Source organism: Faecalibacterium sp. PGM34, from assembly GCF_054456555.1.
Genome location: NZ_CM136898.1, coordinates 2970696 through 2986642 on the forward strand (window position 1 = coordinate 2970696; position 15947 = coordinate 2986642).

General features: G+C 48.0%; 16 protein-coding genes. 11 read left to right on the top strand and 5 right to left on the bottom strand.

The genetic code is table 11. The annotated features are described in order from the left end of the window. Positions 1-6: 6 nt before the first annotated feature. From ACXPUX_RS14480 to ACXPUX_RS14490, 3 genes are all read right to left on the bottom strand, one after another. Positions 7-498, bottom strand: a complete 492-nt coding sequence (locus ACXPUX_RS14480; protein ID WP_249233496.1) for a sigma-70 family RNA polymerase sigma factor — start codon at positions 496-498, stop codon at positions 7-9. Between the two features lie 536 nt (positions 499-1034). Continuing rightward, the gene (locus ACXPUX_RS14485) at positions 1035-1487 is read right to left on the bottom strand and encodes an ImmA/IrrE family metallo-endopeptidase (protein WP_458828903.1); all 453 of its coding nucleotides are present in this window, start codon (positions 1485-1487) and stop codon (positions 1035-1037) included. A 254-nt stretch (positions 1488-1741) separates the two neighbouring features. Next, positions 1742-2023, bottom strand: a complete 282-nt coding sequence (locus ACXPUX_RS14490; protein ID WP_458828904.1) for a hypothetical protein — start codon at positions 2021-2023, stop codon at positions 1742-1744. Positions 2024-2473: 450 nt separating this feature from the next. Between ACXPUX_RS14490 and ACXPUX_RS14495 the strand changes: the two genes are divergently transcribed. The 5 genes from ACXPUX_RS14495 (at position 2474) to ACXPUX_RS14515 (ending at position 6927) form a co-directional block, all read left to right on the top strand. Next, complete coding sequence (locus ACXPUX_RS14495; RefSeq protein ID WP_458828906.1) at positions 2474-3301, top strand: XRE family transcriptional regulator; 828 nt, start codon at positions 2474-2476, stop codon at positions 3299-3301. Positions 3302-3320: 19 nt separating this feature from the next. Continuing rightward, a complete protein-coding gene (locus ACXPUX_RS14500; protein ID WP_223386064.1) occupies positions 3321-3524 on the top strand; it encodes a helix-turn-helix domain-containing protein in 204 nt (67 codons plus the stop codon). Positions 3525-4277: 753 nt separating this feature from the next. Further along, entirely contained in the window at positions 4278-5300 is a 1023-nt protein-coding gene (locus tag ACXPUX_RS14505; protein ID WP_458828909.1) for a GTPase family protein, read from the top strand. Next, the gene (locus ACXPUX_RS14510; protein ID WP_458828911.1) at positions 5300-5983 is read left to right on the top strand and encodes a GTPase family protein; all 684 of its coding nucleotides are present in this window, start codon (positions 5300-5302) and stop codon (positions 5981-5983) included. The genes ACXPUX_RS14505 and ACXPUX_RS14510 overlap by 1 nt, the downstream gene beginning before the upstream one ends. An 11-nt stretch (positions 5984-5994) precedes the next feature. Further along, entirely contained in the window at positions 5995-6927 is a 933-nt protein-coding gene (locus tag ACXPUX_RS14515) for a GTPase family protein (protein WP_458828913.1), read from the top strand. 166 nt (positions 6928-7093) lie between these two features. On the opposite strand, the gene ACXPUX_RS14520 is transcribed toward ACXPUX_RS14515, so the two are convergent. Further along, on the bottom strand, positions 7094-7348 hold the full coding sequence (locus tag ACXPUX_RS14520) for a hypothetical protein (RefSeq protein ID WP_458828915.1): 255 nt from the start codon (positions 7346-7348) through the stop codon (positions 7094-7096). 4 nt (positions 7349-7352) lie between these two features. After that, the gene (locus ACXPUX_RS14525; protein ID WP_458828917.1) at positions 7353-8372 is read right to left on the bottom strand and encodes a helix-turn-helix transcriptional regulator; all 1020 of its coding nucleotides are present in this window, start codon (positions 8370-8372) and stop codon (positions 7353-7355) included. A 211-nt stretch (positions 8373-8583) separates the two neighbouring features. Here ACXPUX_RS14525 and ACXPUX_RS14530 point away from each other — a divergent pair, with 211 nt between their 5' ends. The 6 genes from ACXPUX_RS14530 (at position 8584) to ACXPUX_RS14555 (ending at position 15930) form a co-directional block, all read left to right on the top strand. After that, the gene (locus ACXPUX_RS14530) at positions 8584-9642 is read left to right on the top strand and encodes an AAA family ATPase (protein WP_458828919.1); all 1059 of its coding nucleotides are present in this window, start codon (positions 8584-8586) and stop codon (positions 9640-9642) included. A gap of 4 nt (positions 9643-9646) precedes the next feature. After that, positions 9647-11404, top strand: coding sequence for a vWA domain-containing protein (locus ACXPUX_RS14535; RefSeq protein WP_458828921.1), 1758 nt, complete (start codon positions 9647-9649; stop codon positions 11402-11404). 15 nt (positions 11405-11419) lie between these two features. Further along, entirely contained in the window at positions 11420-12523 is a 1104-nt protein-coding gene (locus ACXPUX_RS14540; protein ID WP_458828923.1) for an RtcB family protein, read from the top strand. A gap of 2 nt (positions 12524-12525) precedes the next feature. After that, the gene (gene prfH / locus ACXPUX_RS14545) at positions 12526-13116 is read left to right on the top strand and encodes a peptide chain release factor H (RefSeq protein ID WP_458828925.1); all 591 of its coding nucleotides are present in this window, start codon (positions 12526-12528) and stop codon (positions 13114-13116) included. Between the two features lie 152 nt (positions 13117-13268). After that, positions 13269-13769 (top strand): hypothetical protein, encoded by a 501-nt coding sequence (locus tag ACXPUX_RS14550; RefSeq protein ID WP_458828927.1) that lies wholly within the window; start codon positions 13269-13271, stop codon positions 13767-13769. A 343-nt stretch (positions 13770-14112) separates the two neighbouring features. Then, positions 14113-15930: a hypothetical protein gene (locus tag ACXPUX_RS14555; protein WP_458828929.1), complete on the top strand. Its 1818-nt coding sequence runs from the start codon at positions 14113-14115 to the stop codon at positions 15928-15930. Positions 15931-15947: the final 17 nt, after the last annotated feature.

The following is a 15947-nucleotide window of genomic DNA, read 5'->3' on the forward strand; positions in this document are numbered from 1 at the left end:
GAAGGGTCAATTCGTAGCATTGAAATTGAAGTTTTTCAAAAATTTAGTAATTCTCTTGATTTTGATACTAATAGTGGGCCGAGATACGCCGTAGACTTTAGAAATTTCAGTGATGTCGTATCCCTCGTAAGCGTACATGGTGATAATTTCCAAATCTTCGGTTTTCAAAGTTTCGAGTGCAGTAAGCAACTGCTCGTTCTCAATCTCACCAATCCATGCAAAACGGCTTTTAGTTTCGTGGTAAGTATCCGTAACGGAAACGGCTTCCTGATACTTGTTCATCAAGGGCGAGTAGGATTCTTCGCTCTGCTCAAAGGACGGCGCAGCCATTTCCTGCGTATGGTTCTGGTAAGAGCGATTAGCGTTAAAAACAGACCAGTCGTAATCGTACATTGCCTGAATCGCTTCGCTGCTCATACCGGCATCTTCATACTGCTTGCGGGTCATAGCCCACTGACTATCAAAATTCTTCTTTTCCAAACCATAGTTGAAGCCCATGTTAAACCTCCAAATTTTCGATAAAGCGTAAAAAGTCGAAAATTTGGAAGGCTACGGATATTTCGCCGCTTGGGGCATCCACGAAAAACGGACAAACATAAAGCCTGCTCCTTTTTACGGGAGCAGGCTTCCTGAAGGCTAAAAAAAAATAGCCGGACAACCAACTAACAGAGCGGTTCTAAAAGCAGAATCACTCTATCAGCTGTTGCCCGGCTATTTGGTGCACGTTTCATACATTGCCTTGCGGCAATGGCCCGTTGCTCGGTGACGAACAGTCCATATTCAGGGTGCAATGCACCCGATTTTTGAAATTGTGGTTTGTCTAAAAAAGTCAGCGCCTGCGGTAGGCCAAGTCAACTGTTGCTACGTTACCGCACTTGAGGCATTTTATGCTGATAGAACCTGAACAGCTCTCGGTTTTTTGGTAGAGCTTGTGTCCGCAAACCGGACAAAACCTCCAGCCAATGCTGAATTGTGCCTGCTGTATATTGTTCAGCGGTTTACTCTTAAAAGAGCGATTATTTGACCAATTCATATTATTCTCCAAATCGAATGACGTCCAATGGGTGGCAGTAGATGGGTTTGCCGTTGATGACCTGCATCTGCTGTAATCTGATTCTGATCGCAGACCACGATACTCCCATCCGTGCAGCCATCTCCAGAATTTTTTCATAGTTCGGGTCAGACGCGGATTTGTACAGGATTCCATTTGGCAGGCACAGCGCTGCACGTTCTATTTCGGCGTTGACCAGAAATGTTGGCATCAGCAGCTCTGCTGCAAGGGTGTTCGCCTGCCATTCTTCCCATGAGGGCTGTCCGTTTCGTTCACGATAGGCAATGTGCCCACGGCACTTGACTGCTTTTCCGTAGTCGTTCGGAAACAGGTCAGCCAGAATATGGTGTGCCGCTTCATGCGCTATCGTGAAATTCCGGCATCCGGTACAGCTGTCTGCCGCAAGGGCAGAATCGATTACGACGTCCCTCGGCATGAACACCTCCACAAGCTTTGTTCCGTCCCCCAAGGTTACGGTAAAACCGCATTTCTGGAAAACAGTTAGCCCTAGGATACTTCTATCGCTGCATAGCGGCAGCATTTTCACATTCAGCCCAAGAACAGAACTTGCGAGCCGTTCCGGGTCAATGGGTTCTGGGGCATCCCTGCTAATTCCGAAACAGTTATAGTACTGTTCGATATACCTGCCCGCTATGTGCGAAAGGTCTGCGCAGGATAAGTATCTTGCCATTACGAAGCACAGCTTTCCGGCGCAGAGCGGTAGGCTTCCACGAACCACTTGCCCCGTTCAAGCCAAAGATTCCGCTTCTGACCGCAAATCAGACAGGTGAAACAGTGACCTTTTCCGCCTAGGCGTGATGTCCCGTGTTTGACTGCCAAGACACGATCAATTCCATAAGTGTGAGCCTTGTCATAGTTTATGGCAAGAGGGCGGATCTTACCATCCGGGGTAAAACGAACGTCCACTTCGACGTATCTTTTCTCACGGCGAAGGTTGTAATCACCACACATCAGAATCCCTCCTTTTTACAGGTTTGTCAGAACACAGTGTGCATTACTTGCGAATCATACTGCATGCCACGAGCTGTTTTTCGCTCAACACCGGAACGGACACTGTATGTTTTTTCCACTCATCCATAGAGCAGGTCACTGCTTTGCACAGACGACATTTTGTCCAGCCACCGGTTTTATCAAGATCTACATCATAATTCGTGGTCCGCACATCGGGCATCTTACATTTTCTTTTCTCATAATATCACCTCGCAGAAAAACGCCAAATGAACACAATCTCATGCAGAAATAACACCGAAAAGCTGTTATTTTGTGGATTTGATTCGATTATACACCTACTTTATGGAGATGTCAATTACGCATTTGTCGCTATTTCAGAGACTTCTTGTTGATTTTTTATATTTTCTATACTATAATAGAGCTACCGGATCACAAAGGAGTGTTCTTGTTATGAAAAAGAAAACCGCGCTCACCAAAATGCACATAGCCCCCGATATAGTGCGCTATGATGCAGTCGCTGCGAGGGACAGTAATGAGGTTGGTCTGATTCTTGCAAGCATACGAAAAAGGAATGGCTATTCACTCGTAGCGTTCTCTGAACTTCTCCGTCACTATGGCGTTGATGTCAGTGACAAGGGAATCAACAAATGGGAAAAAGGTTACACCACCCCCAGCATCTATCAACTGGTTGCAATCTGCCACGCATTGAACATCAAAGAGGGACCTTCCTACTTTACGAGGAACTTTCAGAAGCCCGCCCTTCTAAATGATATAGGACAAAAGAAAGTTGCCGAGTACGAAATGGACTTGATTGCATCCCGGCGCTACCAGCCAGATACAGAAGAACCTGCGGAAATCGACTACATAATGATGCCAGTATCAGAGTTGCCAGTATCGGCAGGTCTAGGAGCTTTTCTTGAAGGTGAAATGTTCCAGCGGATACAGGTGCCTGCCAGCAGTGTTCCGGCAGGGGCTGAGTTCGGGATATACGTTAGTGGCGATAGTATGGAGCCGCGTTATCATAGCGGACAGATCGTATGGGTGAAGCGTTGCGAAGAACTTAAATGCGGGGATATCGGGATATTCGTATATGATGGCTGCGGATATCTAAAAAAATACGATGAACATATCCCAGACAAGTCCCAAGCAGAGTTCCTTACCGACAGCTATGGTGTGGTGCATAACCAACCGGCTTTGGTCTCTCTTAACACCAAATATTCGCCGATTCTTATATCTCCGGAGCAAAGATTCGAAATTGTTGGAAAGGTTTTGAACTAAAAAGATGGGAGGAGTTTTCGTGGATACGATCAAGCGTGTTCAGGATTTGATGCAGGAGCGTGATATGAATCTGTGTGTGTTGGCAAAGAAATGCGGAATATCGTACTCCACGATTCAAACCACCGCCCGTCGGGGAGGGCAGCTGAGCGTAGAGACGATTGAAAGAATTTGTCAGGGTTTAGGAATTACATTAAAAGACTTCTTCGATTCCTCATACCTGTAAATATAGGGGCAGCAAAAAAGCCGTTCGCCACGCTGGAAAATCTGCGTGGTGAACGGCTTTCTGCTTTATTTAGTTGACGAGTTTATGTCCGTTTCGTAAAAACTCACAGCTCTCTGTAATGCCAGAAAATGCTTGCCTGTGTATTTTATGCTTCTTTTTTCTCCCAGCATCTCAATATCACAGACAATCAAATTCTCGTCTCGCTCTTTAACATGGTAGTTTTGAATCATCGAGATTAAACCAGATAGGTTCTTCTTGCCAAATTTGAACTCTGCCGCACAATTTGGGCACAGGCAAAATGAATTCCATCCCTCGGAGATGCTCTGCTTGTATCTAGCAGGCACAACATCTGTTGGTAGGATATTACAGTTGATACCCTGCTTTTCTCTTTACAATTAAATTATACAACTTTCCTTCTTTATTTTCTGCATTTTATAAAGAGCAAATGACTAAATTGGTGAGCAATAACATGAAGAACTACACCTTTGACTACAAATTGTTGAACGAAGATCATCAACAAAAGAATCAGTTCATTGGGCGTTTACAATCAAGTGTAGCATTTATAAGTAAAATATGTTATAATGAATTTAAGCAAATTGACCAATAAACATGCTTTTTGGTATGAAATAGTGGTTGATTTTCCAATTTTGCTTGAGTGACAGATATTGTCATTCTGACAGAGTATACTCCAGATAGAAGGCAACGCTTCAACGGTTGAAAAAACAGTCGATTTAAGTGAAAGGTCGTGGATTTATGGCAGAAAACGAAAAGGCCCACCAGAAGTTTTTTGATGTGATGAACGACAGCATTATGAATGCCGATATTCCTGAGGAGGAAAAAAGCAAACTGCAGCGGAACCTCTTGCACCTCAGGGAACAGAAGATCAACCTGATGGTCACCGGTGCGACCGGCTGCGGCAAAAGCTCTACCATCAATGCTCTGTTCAACACCGAGAAAGCCAAGGTCGGCGTAGGTGTTGACCCCGAGACCATGGAGATTTCCCGGTATGAGCTGGACAATCTCATACTGTGGGATACCCCGGGTCTGGGTGACGGAAAGGATGCTGATGAACGTCACACTAAAAATATCGTCAAAAAGCTTCGGGAACGCGATGAGAACGGGAATTATCTCATCGATCTGGTTCTTGTTATTTTGGACGGCGGCTCCCGCGATCTTGGCACGTCCTATCATCTTATCAATGACGTTATCATTCCCAATCTGGGTGAAGAGAAGAACAGCCGGCTTCTGGTGGCCATCAACCAGTGCGATATGGTCATGAAGGGCCGCTGCTGGAACGAAGAGGAATGCAGACCCGAGCCGAAACTTGAGACATGTCTGGAGGAAAAAGTCGAATCTGTCCGCAGAAGGATCCGCGAGGGCTCCGGTGTTGACGTGACACCGATCTATTACAGTGCCGGCTATAAGGAAGAGGGGATGCCGCAAAGCAAACCGTATAACCTTTCCAAGCTGCTGTATTACATCGTTGCCCATACCCCGGAGGAAAAGCGGCTGGCACTTGTTGATAATATCAACAAGGATAAGGATACTTGGGCACACGACGACGGCAAGTCTGATTACAACGCCAACACGGAAAGCGAATTTGCAAAAACTCTGGAAAAATACGGTACGCCCTTTGCAGATGCTGGTGAACAGATCGGCTCGATGTTTGGTGATACCGGCGCGGAGATCGGGCGCACCATCGGTGCTGGGATCGGGATCGCGGTTGGTGTTGGGGTCAGCATTGTAAAAGCATTCAATCCGTTCAGGTGGTTCTGATGGACTATCGTGTTTACCGTGCTGCGGACATTGAGTACAAATTGCGGCGTCTTGGCGTCAGACCTCTGGACGTAATGGTAGCCGGTGTGACCGGTGCCGGAAAGTCAACAACGCTGAATGCGCTCTTTCAAAAGGACGTTGCCCGTGTAGGCCAAGGGGTCGATCCTGAAACGATGGAGATCACCGGCTACAAGCTGAATGATTGGTTCCGTATCTGGGATACGCCCGGACTGGGTGACAATGTTGAAATAGATGTGCAGCACAAAGAAAAAATGGCCAAGCTTTTACGCTCCACCTACCGCTACGGCAACGGGACTTACCGCGTGATCGACATGGCGCTGGTCATCATTGAAGGTGCAAATCGCGACATGGGCACCACCTACGATCTGCTGAACAACGTTATGGTTCCGAACATCCAGAAAGACCGCATTTTTGTCGTGATCAATCAGGCTGATCTGGCACAGAAGGGTCATCACTGGAACCGTATCACCAACACCCCGGACGCTGTTCTGGCAGCGTTTCTGGAGCAGCAGGCTGTATCTGTTCAGCAGCGGGTCAAGGAAGCTACCGGTGTCACCATACGAAAACCCATCTGCTATTCCGCAGAGTACGGATGGAATCTTCAGGCGGTGTTCGATTTTATCGTTGATAACATCCCTGCAAAGAGACGGGCATTAAGATAAGGAGTTTTATCATGAAGGAACACATCATTGATACCCTTGAAGCTCAGCTGCGCGCAAACCCGGACGCGCAGGAACTGCTGGCAGCTCTTGAAACACTGAAGCAGAAAAAGCTAAATATCCTTTTTGTCGGTGCGACCGGCGTAGGCAAGAGCTCTACCATCAATGCGATCTTTGATATGGACGATGCCAAGGTCGGCAACAGCGCAGACCCGGAAACTGCGTCCATCCAAAAATACGAAGCCGACAATCTCGTTCTGTGGGACACGCCGGGCTTTGGCGACAGCCCAGAAAACGATGCGCGCTATGCAAAAGAGGTTGCCTACGCACTGAAGGCGTGTGATGAAAATGGCGAACTGCTAATCGACGAGGTTGTGGTGGTGATCGACGGCTCAAGCCGCGATATGGGCACCGCCTATGCCGTGATCAAAAACGTCATTGCGCCCCTGATCGGTGACCCCAAGCGCATCGCAATCGCTATCAATCAGTGCGATATGGCCAAGAAGGGCCACGACTGGAATAAGGAACAGGGCATCCCGGAGCCTGCACTGGTGGACTTTCTGGATAAACAGGCTGCCTCTGTGCAGACCCGTATTGCAGAATCCACAGGACTTTGGACAAAGCCTGTCTACTACTCTGCCCTTTATCATTACAACATCTCTAAGCTCCTGCTTACCATGCTGACAAACCTGCCGGAGGGAAAGCGTTTCCTGTTTACGGACTCCATGAACAGAGAACCCTCCATCTGGGCAAAAAACGACTCTGAGCAGGATTACAATCAGGAGATTGAGGAAACCATTCTCGATTCCCTGTCTAAAGCCATTGACAGTGCTGTAAAAGGTGCCGAGGCCGGTGCAAAGCTTGGTGAAAAGATCCCGGTGATTGGCCCCATCCTAGGCGCCATTGTGGGTGGAGCGTTTGGATTCCTTAGCGGTTTTCTGCGCTGAACTGCCTTCCTCGCCCCGGCTTCATGTGGCTGTGTAGAACAAGCAAAAAAGCATCTGCAACCTTGGTATCCCTCTGCCGGAAGCCCGGCCTTGGGGCATATCAGCCCGGAAGGAATCGTTGCAGATGCTTTTTATTTTTACGTTAAACCGTGAAGTACAGCGTTTTTCAGTTGATCGGTTTAACAGGCGGCGGGGGCAGCGGACGCTGCTTGATGCGCTCCTGTGTATGGATTTTGCCGTCCGCATTATTTTCTGCTTCATCAACCGGCTGCAAGACGGTCTCTTCCGTTACAACCTCTGCGGTGAGCGGCTTGCCCGGCTTCTTTTTCACAAAAACTCTCTTCCTTCCAAAATCTATTGGTTCAATCACGCTTCTGCGCAGCCGTACTGCCGTGAAGTTGTCCGCTATTTTTTTGTTCATATCATTACACCTCGGTTTCATCTTTGTATTGTTCCAGAATCTCTGTCAGAATCTTTTTCATCTCATCCCGCAGTGCCTGCGGTGCAAGCACTTCTATCCTGTTACCCTGACTGAGCAGCCACATGACGATGCCGTTGCCGTAAACTTCGGCTTCGATAATAGAGCCTTTTTCATCCTGAGAGATGACTTTTGCGGTGGGCAGGCGGTCAAGAACCGCTTCCACACTGGTGCCGGTATAGCGCAGCCGGATGCGCTGCAATTGGCCCGGATACATGAACTGCACCCGTTTACGGAACTCGCCCTCCTGAAAGCGCGTTGCATAGGGCAGAGAAAAGGTCTGTTCCAGTATTTTGTAATCTGTGATGCGGTCAATGCGGAAAATAGCAGGATAGTCATATTTGCGGTTGTATTTGCCGCTTTTCTCTTCTGTAATGTAAGCGTTCAGGTAGAAGTAGTATTCCGAAAACAGGATGGATACCGGCTCCACAATGCGTTCCACGGCAGAAGCCGCATCTGCGCCCTGACGCTGATAGTGGATTTGCATCAGCTTGTGCTGCTGAATGTCGCAGCCAATTTCCCAGAGCTTGTCCTGAATGCCTGCCGGGTGGGTCAGTTCTACATAGTGGAACAGCTCATTGGAGATCAAATCGGAAACCAGCTTGATGTTTTCCAGCGGAACACAGCCTGCCACCAGTTTATTCAGGATAATAGATATTTCCTCTTTGGTAAATGCGCGACTTTCCAGCAGGATTTTGCTTACAGCCAAAATTTCACTGTTTGTCATCAATGGAGAAGGACTGCCCACCAGCCGGAATCCCTTTTGCTGGCGATCATAAATAATTTGCCGGTTTTCACCCTTGGCAACATTGCGCTCTGCAAGAAAGGCCCGAATATCGTCTATGTCTCGCTGGACGGAACGCTCATCAATGCCAAAGCGAAGGGCTTCTTCTGCTTTGGAAAGCGTTCGGCCAGCGCATAGGCGTTCATACAAATCCAATATCCGCTCATTTTTAGAATAGTCCATGCTCTCTCCCTCGTTTCTTACGTTTAGTATACGAAAAAATCCTTCAAAAGACAATCTCAGGATAATGATATTATAAGTTTGCAGCATGACAGATTCTGTCATGCTGTTCTGCTATACTATGCTCAAACAAACGGGAAAGGAGAAGCAACAAGATGAAATCTTTGAATCATAGAAAGAAAACTATCCGAAAAATTATGGAGGTAAGATTACTTTGAATCTCGCAGTATCGGTTGACCAGAAACAGCTTCTGGATATTTTATTGAACGTTGGCATTGTGCGCCCTGTCTTTATCTGGGGAGCACCCGGCATCGGCAAGTCTGCTATCGTAGAGCAGTTCGCCGCAGATATGGGACTGCCCTGCGTTTCTCTGCTGGGCAGTCAGCTTGCGCCGGAAGATATTATCGGTGTGCCGCAAATCGTAAATGGCCGCAGCGTGTTCTGCCCGCCTAAAATGATTGCGCAGGAAGAACCCTATTGCCTGTTTCTGGACGAATTGAACGCCTGTTCTCAGGAAGTACAGAAAGCATTTTATTCCCTTATTCTGGAACGTCGCATCGGGGAATATCACCTGCCCAAAGGTTCTATTGTGATCGGTGCAGGCAACCGTGCGCAGGACAACGCCATCACCCGGCCTATGTCCTCTGCGCTACTCAACCGGATGTTCCATGTTGAGCTTCGCGCTGACAGCCGTATCTGGCTGGAATGGGCCGCAGGGCACGGCATTCACCCTTATGTATACGATTATATTTGTTTCCGCCCCGACCAGTTGTGGAGTCAGCCATCCAAAACGGAAGAGCCCTTTTCTTCTCCTCGTAGCTGGCACATGCTCAGTGATGCCATTATCAGTTACGGCGATTCTATTTCGGAACAGGAACTGGCGGTTCTGGCAAACGGCTGTCTGACCGCTGCTCATGCGGCACAGTTTGTCGCCTATGTCCGGCAGGTGCGGCAGGCATATTCTATCACGAAAATCATCAATGGAACGCAGAATTGGCCAGATAAACCGGAAGAGCGTGATGTGCTCTACTTTCTGGCGCAGAGCTTCCGAGCACAGCTGCTGAAAGAACTGCCCCGCAACCGCAGCAAACTCACTTCTGCCACGCAGACTCTTACTCTGCGCGCAAAGGAATTGTTGGTCGAGCTGGCAGGCATCAGTCTGGAAATCGCACAGATGGCCATTACCCCAGAGAATGGCGAAACGCTTCCTGCGTGGTTCATCGTGGAAGTGACCCGTGACCTGCCCGCACTGACCAAAAAGAAGATGGGGTGACGATATGGGCCAAAAAGAGGAAAAAACGCAGCAGGACAGCATCCCCGCATGGCGAAAGGCGGTTGAAAAAATTGAAGAAGGCCCGCTGTTCCGGCTTGCATACTGCACGCGTGTGTACTGTTCTGAACGTTATCCCATGGCAAAAGCAGACTGGGCGTATAGCACAAACGATGGGGACATCTATCTGAATCCGCACCGGAAAGCATCCGTTGGAGAGTGGGAATATATCATCAGTCACTGTCTGCTGCATCTTGGTTTCGGGCACTTCCAGAAAGAGCGCATGAAAGACGCCCGTTGGAATATGGCTTGTGATTTAGTCGTTGCGCGTTTCCTGAAAGACAGCCATATCGGCACACCGCCGTCGGAGTTTCAGCAGGAGCTGCCTTTTCCGGTCAAAGAGGAAGAGCAGGCGTTCCAGCAATTACAGACCGCCTCGGTTTCTGGAAGCTTTTTTAGCACTATGACTGGCGGCAGACCTGATATGGTATGGAATCGGGATGACATCAAAACGGATTATACAGAAATTTTTGCCGAGTCCCTTCAGGTATCTATGCAGAAAACCCTGATGGAATCTAGGGGAATCTCTACCGGACATCAGCATTACTGGATGCGGCCTGTTTATTTACAGGCACGGGACTGGTTTCTGTCCAGCTTTCCGCTGCTGGGTGCAGTAGCTTCGGCATTCCGTATTGTAGACAGCGGCGATGTTGTTTCCCGGCTGAACATCCCGGTTGCAGCAGTCAGCCCACAGTTGGGCGAAATCTATATCAATACTCGCTGCCGCCTGAATCTGGAAGAGTGGAAATTCGTGCTGGCGCATGAATTTCTTCATGCGGCTCTGCGCCATGATTTGCGCTGTGAAGATAGAATACCCGAACTCTGGAATGTTGCCTGTGATTATGTGGTGAATGACTGGCTCTGTGAGATGAAAGTGGGCTGTATGCCAGAGTCAGCACTGTTCGATAACCAGTTCCATGGGATGTCCGCAGAAGCGGTCTATGACCAACTCTGTGAAAACATCCGGGAGTATCTGAAAGAAAATCCGGGTGATCTGCTTTATGGCGATGGCTCAGAAGTGGTAGATTTGAACGGCAATAAACTGGATTCCGTCTATCGCTCTGCCTTGCAGCAAGGGCTTGTGTATCACACCCAGCAGAACAGGGGCTATCTGCCTGCTGGACTAATCGAAGAAATCCATGCACTGTCCCGCCCGCCCATTTCGTGGGATGTGGAACTGGGGAAATGGTTTGATGAAAACTTTACGATCATGGAAAAGCATCGTTCCTACTCTCGGCTCAGTCGGCGGCAGAGTTCTACCCCAGACATTCCGCGCCCTGCATGGCGGCTGGAAGAGCACCCGGAAAAACAGCAGACATTTGCGGTGCTGCTGGACACCTCCGGTTCCATGTCCCGTGGACTGCTGGCAGCAGCGCTTGGCTCTATCGCCAGCTATAGTGAAGCAAGAGATGTGCAGGCGATCCGGGTGATTTTCTGTGATGCTGCTGTTTACGATCAGGGGATGATGACCCCGGAAGAGATCGCCGGAGCCGTTCAGGTAAAAGGGCGCGGCGGCACTCGTTTACAGCCCGGAATCGACCTGTTGGAAAGCGATATGTGTTTCCCCAAAGATGCGCCGCTGCTCATCATTACCGATGGAGCCTGTGACCGGCTTAATCTGCGGGGACGCAACCACGCTTATCTGATTCCATGGGGCAATCGGCTCCCGTTTCCACCCAAAGGGCCGGTGTTCCGGCTGAAATAAAAGAAAGGCATTGCTTTGATTACAATACAAAATACTTATAATTCTGCGCTGGTATACGCAGAGACTTTGGATTCCGGTGCAAAGGGTTTGATTCGTGCCCTGTGCGGCAGTCCAATTTCAAAAGGCAGCAGCATCCGCATTATGCCGGATGTCCACGCCGGAAAAGGCTGTGCTGTCGGAACCACAATGACCATCAAGGACTGTGTGGCTCCCGGTCTGGTGGGCGTGGACATTGGCTGCGGAATGCTGGCAGTCAAGTTCCATGCTAAGCGTCTGGAGCTGCAAAAGCTGGATAAACTGATTCACGATAAAATTCCAGCCGGAAAACAGGTGCGCTCTGCGCCGCATCACTTTGCGGAACGGGCAGATTTGGATGACCTGCTTTGTCTGCGTCATGTCCAAAAAGATAAGGCTCTTTGTGCGGTGGGCACATTGGGCGGTGGCAACCATTTTATCGAGGTTGATAAAGCAGAGGGTGGCGCATACTGGCTCATTATCCATTCCGGCAGTCGGCGGCTTGGTGTGGAAGTGGCATCGTTTTACCAGAGCGAAGCCTTTCAACAGTGCCCGGAAGGTACGCCCTTCGAGCTGGCTTATGCTGCGGGAAGCCTGATGGACGATTATCTGCACGACATGAAAATCACGCAGGCATTTGCCGAACTGAACCGCAGAGCGATTGCAAATGATATTGTGAAAAGCATGAAGCTGGACGTGGAAGAAACAATTTCTACCATCCATAACTACATTGATCTGGATTCGATGATTCTGCGAAAAGGTGCAGTTTCCGCAAAGGCGGGCGAAAAACTCGTGATCCCGATGAATATGCGGGATGGCTGTCTGATTTGTGTCGGAAAGGGCAACCCGGAGTGGAACGAATCGGCTCCCCACGGTGCAGGCCGCCTGATGAGCCGTGCAGATGCACGAAACAGCTTTACGCTGTCGCAGTACAAAAAAGAAATGCAGGGTGTTTATACCAGCTCCGTCAACCGGAATACACTGGATGAAAGCCCGATGGCGTATAAGCCGATGGAATTGATCCTCCGGCAGATTGCACCTGCTGTGGAGATCATAGAGCGAACAAAGCCCATCTACAACTTTAAGGCGAGTGAGGGAATTTGAAAATGATCTATCAAATCAGTTCGGGTCAGGGGCCTGCTGAGTGCGAGCTTGGTGTGGCAAAATTTCTGGCCTACCTGCAAAAACATTACAAGATTTCTGTGCTGGAAACATCACAGGGGTACTACGAAAATACCTATCGCTCCGTGCGAATCCAGACAGATGCTGATTTATCGCAGTTTGTCGGTTCGGTGCAGTGGGTCTGTCCAAGTCCTTACCGCATTGGTCACAAGCGCAAGAACTGGTTTCTGGATTTTAGCAGTTGTGCGGAGGCCGAAACTGAAGTTTTTGACCCGAAACAAGTGCTGTTTGAAACCTTTCGCAGCAGCGGCAAGGGCGGGCAGAACGTGAACAAGGTGGAAACGGGTGTCCGGGTGATTTATCTGCCGACCGGACAGACCAGTGTTTGCACCGAGGAACGCAGCCAATACCTGAACAAACAGAAAGCAGCGGCGCGCCTCCGGCAAATGGTACAAAGTGAAAATCAGCAAAAACAAGCTGTTATCCGAAATGAGAACTGGGGCAGGCATACCAGTCTGGAACGTGGAAATGCACGGGTAAAGTTTGAAGGACGGTATTTTAAGCGAGTGGCATGATTCAAAAAAAGAACTACTCAGGCATCATTTGACAAATGAGAGCGGTCGTGCTTGCAAACATCCTGTGACTGTATTATACTTTATAACAGTATGTAGATGGATTGTCACAGGCCACAGCAAGCTGGTCTTCGGATAGGGATGAGGAACAAGTGATGCCAGAAAATGAAAATGTCATAAAGAAAACAGTGATTGTGAAAGTGTTCCATTCGAGATATTCGGTGCTTTACGGTACAGAGGATTCAATTACAGAGAATTCGGTGAAGAAGCGATACAATAATGGAAATGAATTTTCCCGGTGGGATGATCAGCAATGGGATAGGATCATCCATAATCTTCAGATTGACAAAGAGCGTGATCTCTGTCGGTTTATTGTTTTTTCGGACATACCGGTTGAATGTCCGACAGGCTTTTTAGAAGCTGGATGGACATGGGACTCCATCTCAGACGCAAGAAGTGTTTGCAGCCTTCATGCAGGAAAGTGGTTCCTGAATGGAACAGAACTGCCAGTTTCAGGATACTTTCCTGTTGAAAAAGGCTGTGATATCGTTCACATATCGACGTTTCCTGAAGTTTCAGTCAGAGCTAAACATGAAAATGACAAGGCTGAAAGCGACCTTTACAGGTGCTTTCAGAGAAAATCGATGGGAAACTAAATGACAAAATAAATCGCAAGAAAAACCTCCTCATGTGGATCGAACCGCATGAGGAGGTTTTTCTCTGCATGGAAGAAAATCAGATGATCTGTATGAAATAAGCGGAATGTCAGATTTTGTCATTCTGGGTTGGTATAATAAGGTCGTAATCGGACAGAAAATTTGTTGAAGACTGAATGACGCAGAGGTAAACTGACCGTATTCCGTTTGAAAAAGCACATTGTTACAGTGACCGGGTGTTGGATTTGGCGAAAGTTGTCATTTTTTATTGCCATCGAAAGGCTGTTGATGTACACTATACACAAGGAACGTTGCTCGTAGTAATTTGCTGGGAGTGTGCAAGATGAGTCAGACGCATCACATTGTGAAATTGATAAAGAATCAACTATATCCAACATATCAGCTTCATGCTTATATGGCAAACAGTAAAACGACCCCACAGGAGGGATTGCGATTAGCTGCTTTGATTACGATGGAATGGCTTCGGCAGCGTTTGGGAGATCATGTCCCGGAGGAATTGTTATGCTTACCGACACCATCTGCATACACGACATCGGACAATACCTGCCTTCCGTCTCTTCATGTCAATGCCGGCTTTGTAATTGATATTGTATCGCTGCCGGAGAATGGAATCTGGACTTTGCAGATCACAGAACCTGATCTTGGATCAGATCCCGGTAATCCGAAGCAAATTCGGCAGGCAGTACCCGGTCGGGTGATTGAGACAAATGTAGGATACAGGATCTCAGACACACAACTAGAGTGTGGTTTTCAAACCGTTATTTCTGATCCGGAAGGCACGGAGCAGGCAGAAGTCTATCGGTTAGCCATCATTCGTCGGCTAATCGAAAATCCGAACTTTGGTTTGAGGCAGCTCACAAAGCTGACCGAAGAAACGATTTCCCTTTCAACGGTAGAGCAAGTGAAGAAACTTCTGTCCATCTGGAAAAATCAGGATAATCAATTACCCTGTGTAGTTTTTACTCGTTACCGCGAAAACAAGGAAGATAACGTACCATTATTTGTTCAACAGAACGATCTTCGGGATTCATGGATGCCGAAGATTCCGCTGGACAAAATTCCAGTGCAGATGCCGAAAAAAGCAGGGGTGCCATATCAGACGGAAGATTTTGCAAGAAGCGGTGTTACATTTTTCCGCAGTTATTCGTTAGAAGATGCGTTGTTTGAACGGTTTATTTCTATGGTAGGAATATCAGCACAATGTGGTGATATTTTAATTCTGAATCCACTGTGCTATGGTGGAAAAATTCAGATAGTACCTTATAAATCGTCGAGTGCCCGGCGAGCAGTGCAGCTGGAGCAGCTGAGCAATGAACTGCGGAGTTATTCCCGGAATAAGCAAGTGTCTTTTGGAACGGTTCAGTTTCTTTCGATGGCACGAAAAGGACTGATTCAGAGTTCAGAGGACATTGTGGAGCGATCTGCGAAAGCAGAGGAAAAGTGGGAACAGAAGTTGGCATTTTGTGATGTGCAATGGAAGGAGACATTGAAAAAGAAAGACCAGGAATGTCAGTCACTAAAGGAGCAGTTGGAACGACAGAGACTGTATCAGGATCGAATCGATAAGGAAAAAGAAGAACTTCGGAAGGAAATTGCTGCAGAGCGGCAGAAAATAGAAACTATTCTGGCAGAAAAGGATGAAGACATCGCTTATTTGAAGCGAAAACTTAGTCAGCCAAAAGAGCATAGTCGGATCGCCGAATGGGTCGAGGAAAATTTCACGGGACGAATTTTGCTGCACCCCAAGGCGAAGGCTCTGCTAGAAGACAGATCTGCAAGATCGATCAGCGTCGATTTGATTTGTGACGCATTGGATTTTCTTGCAACAGATTATTGGGAGCGCCGATATGAAAGGATCAGCACAGATGAGATGAATAATCGATGCTCTGAAAAATATGGACGACCTTTTGAGGTAAAACCCACGGGAACGACAACTGTGGAATTCACTCCGACACAGTATAAGGTAAAGTATTTTCAGGGAGCTGCCGGAAAGCCGGTGGAATGCCCGCTGGATTTTCATCTAGGGGTAGGAAATGACCCGGAAAATCTGCTGAGAATTTACTTTTTACATGATGACGCCAAAAAACTGATCGTAGTGGGCTCTTTGCCAAGACATTTGAAGGCTGTGACGATTAAGTGAGAAGGGAGACAGAAACA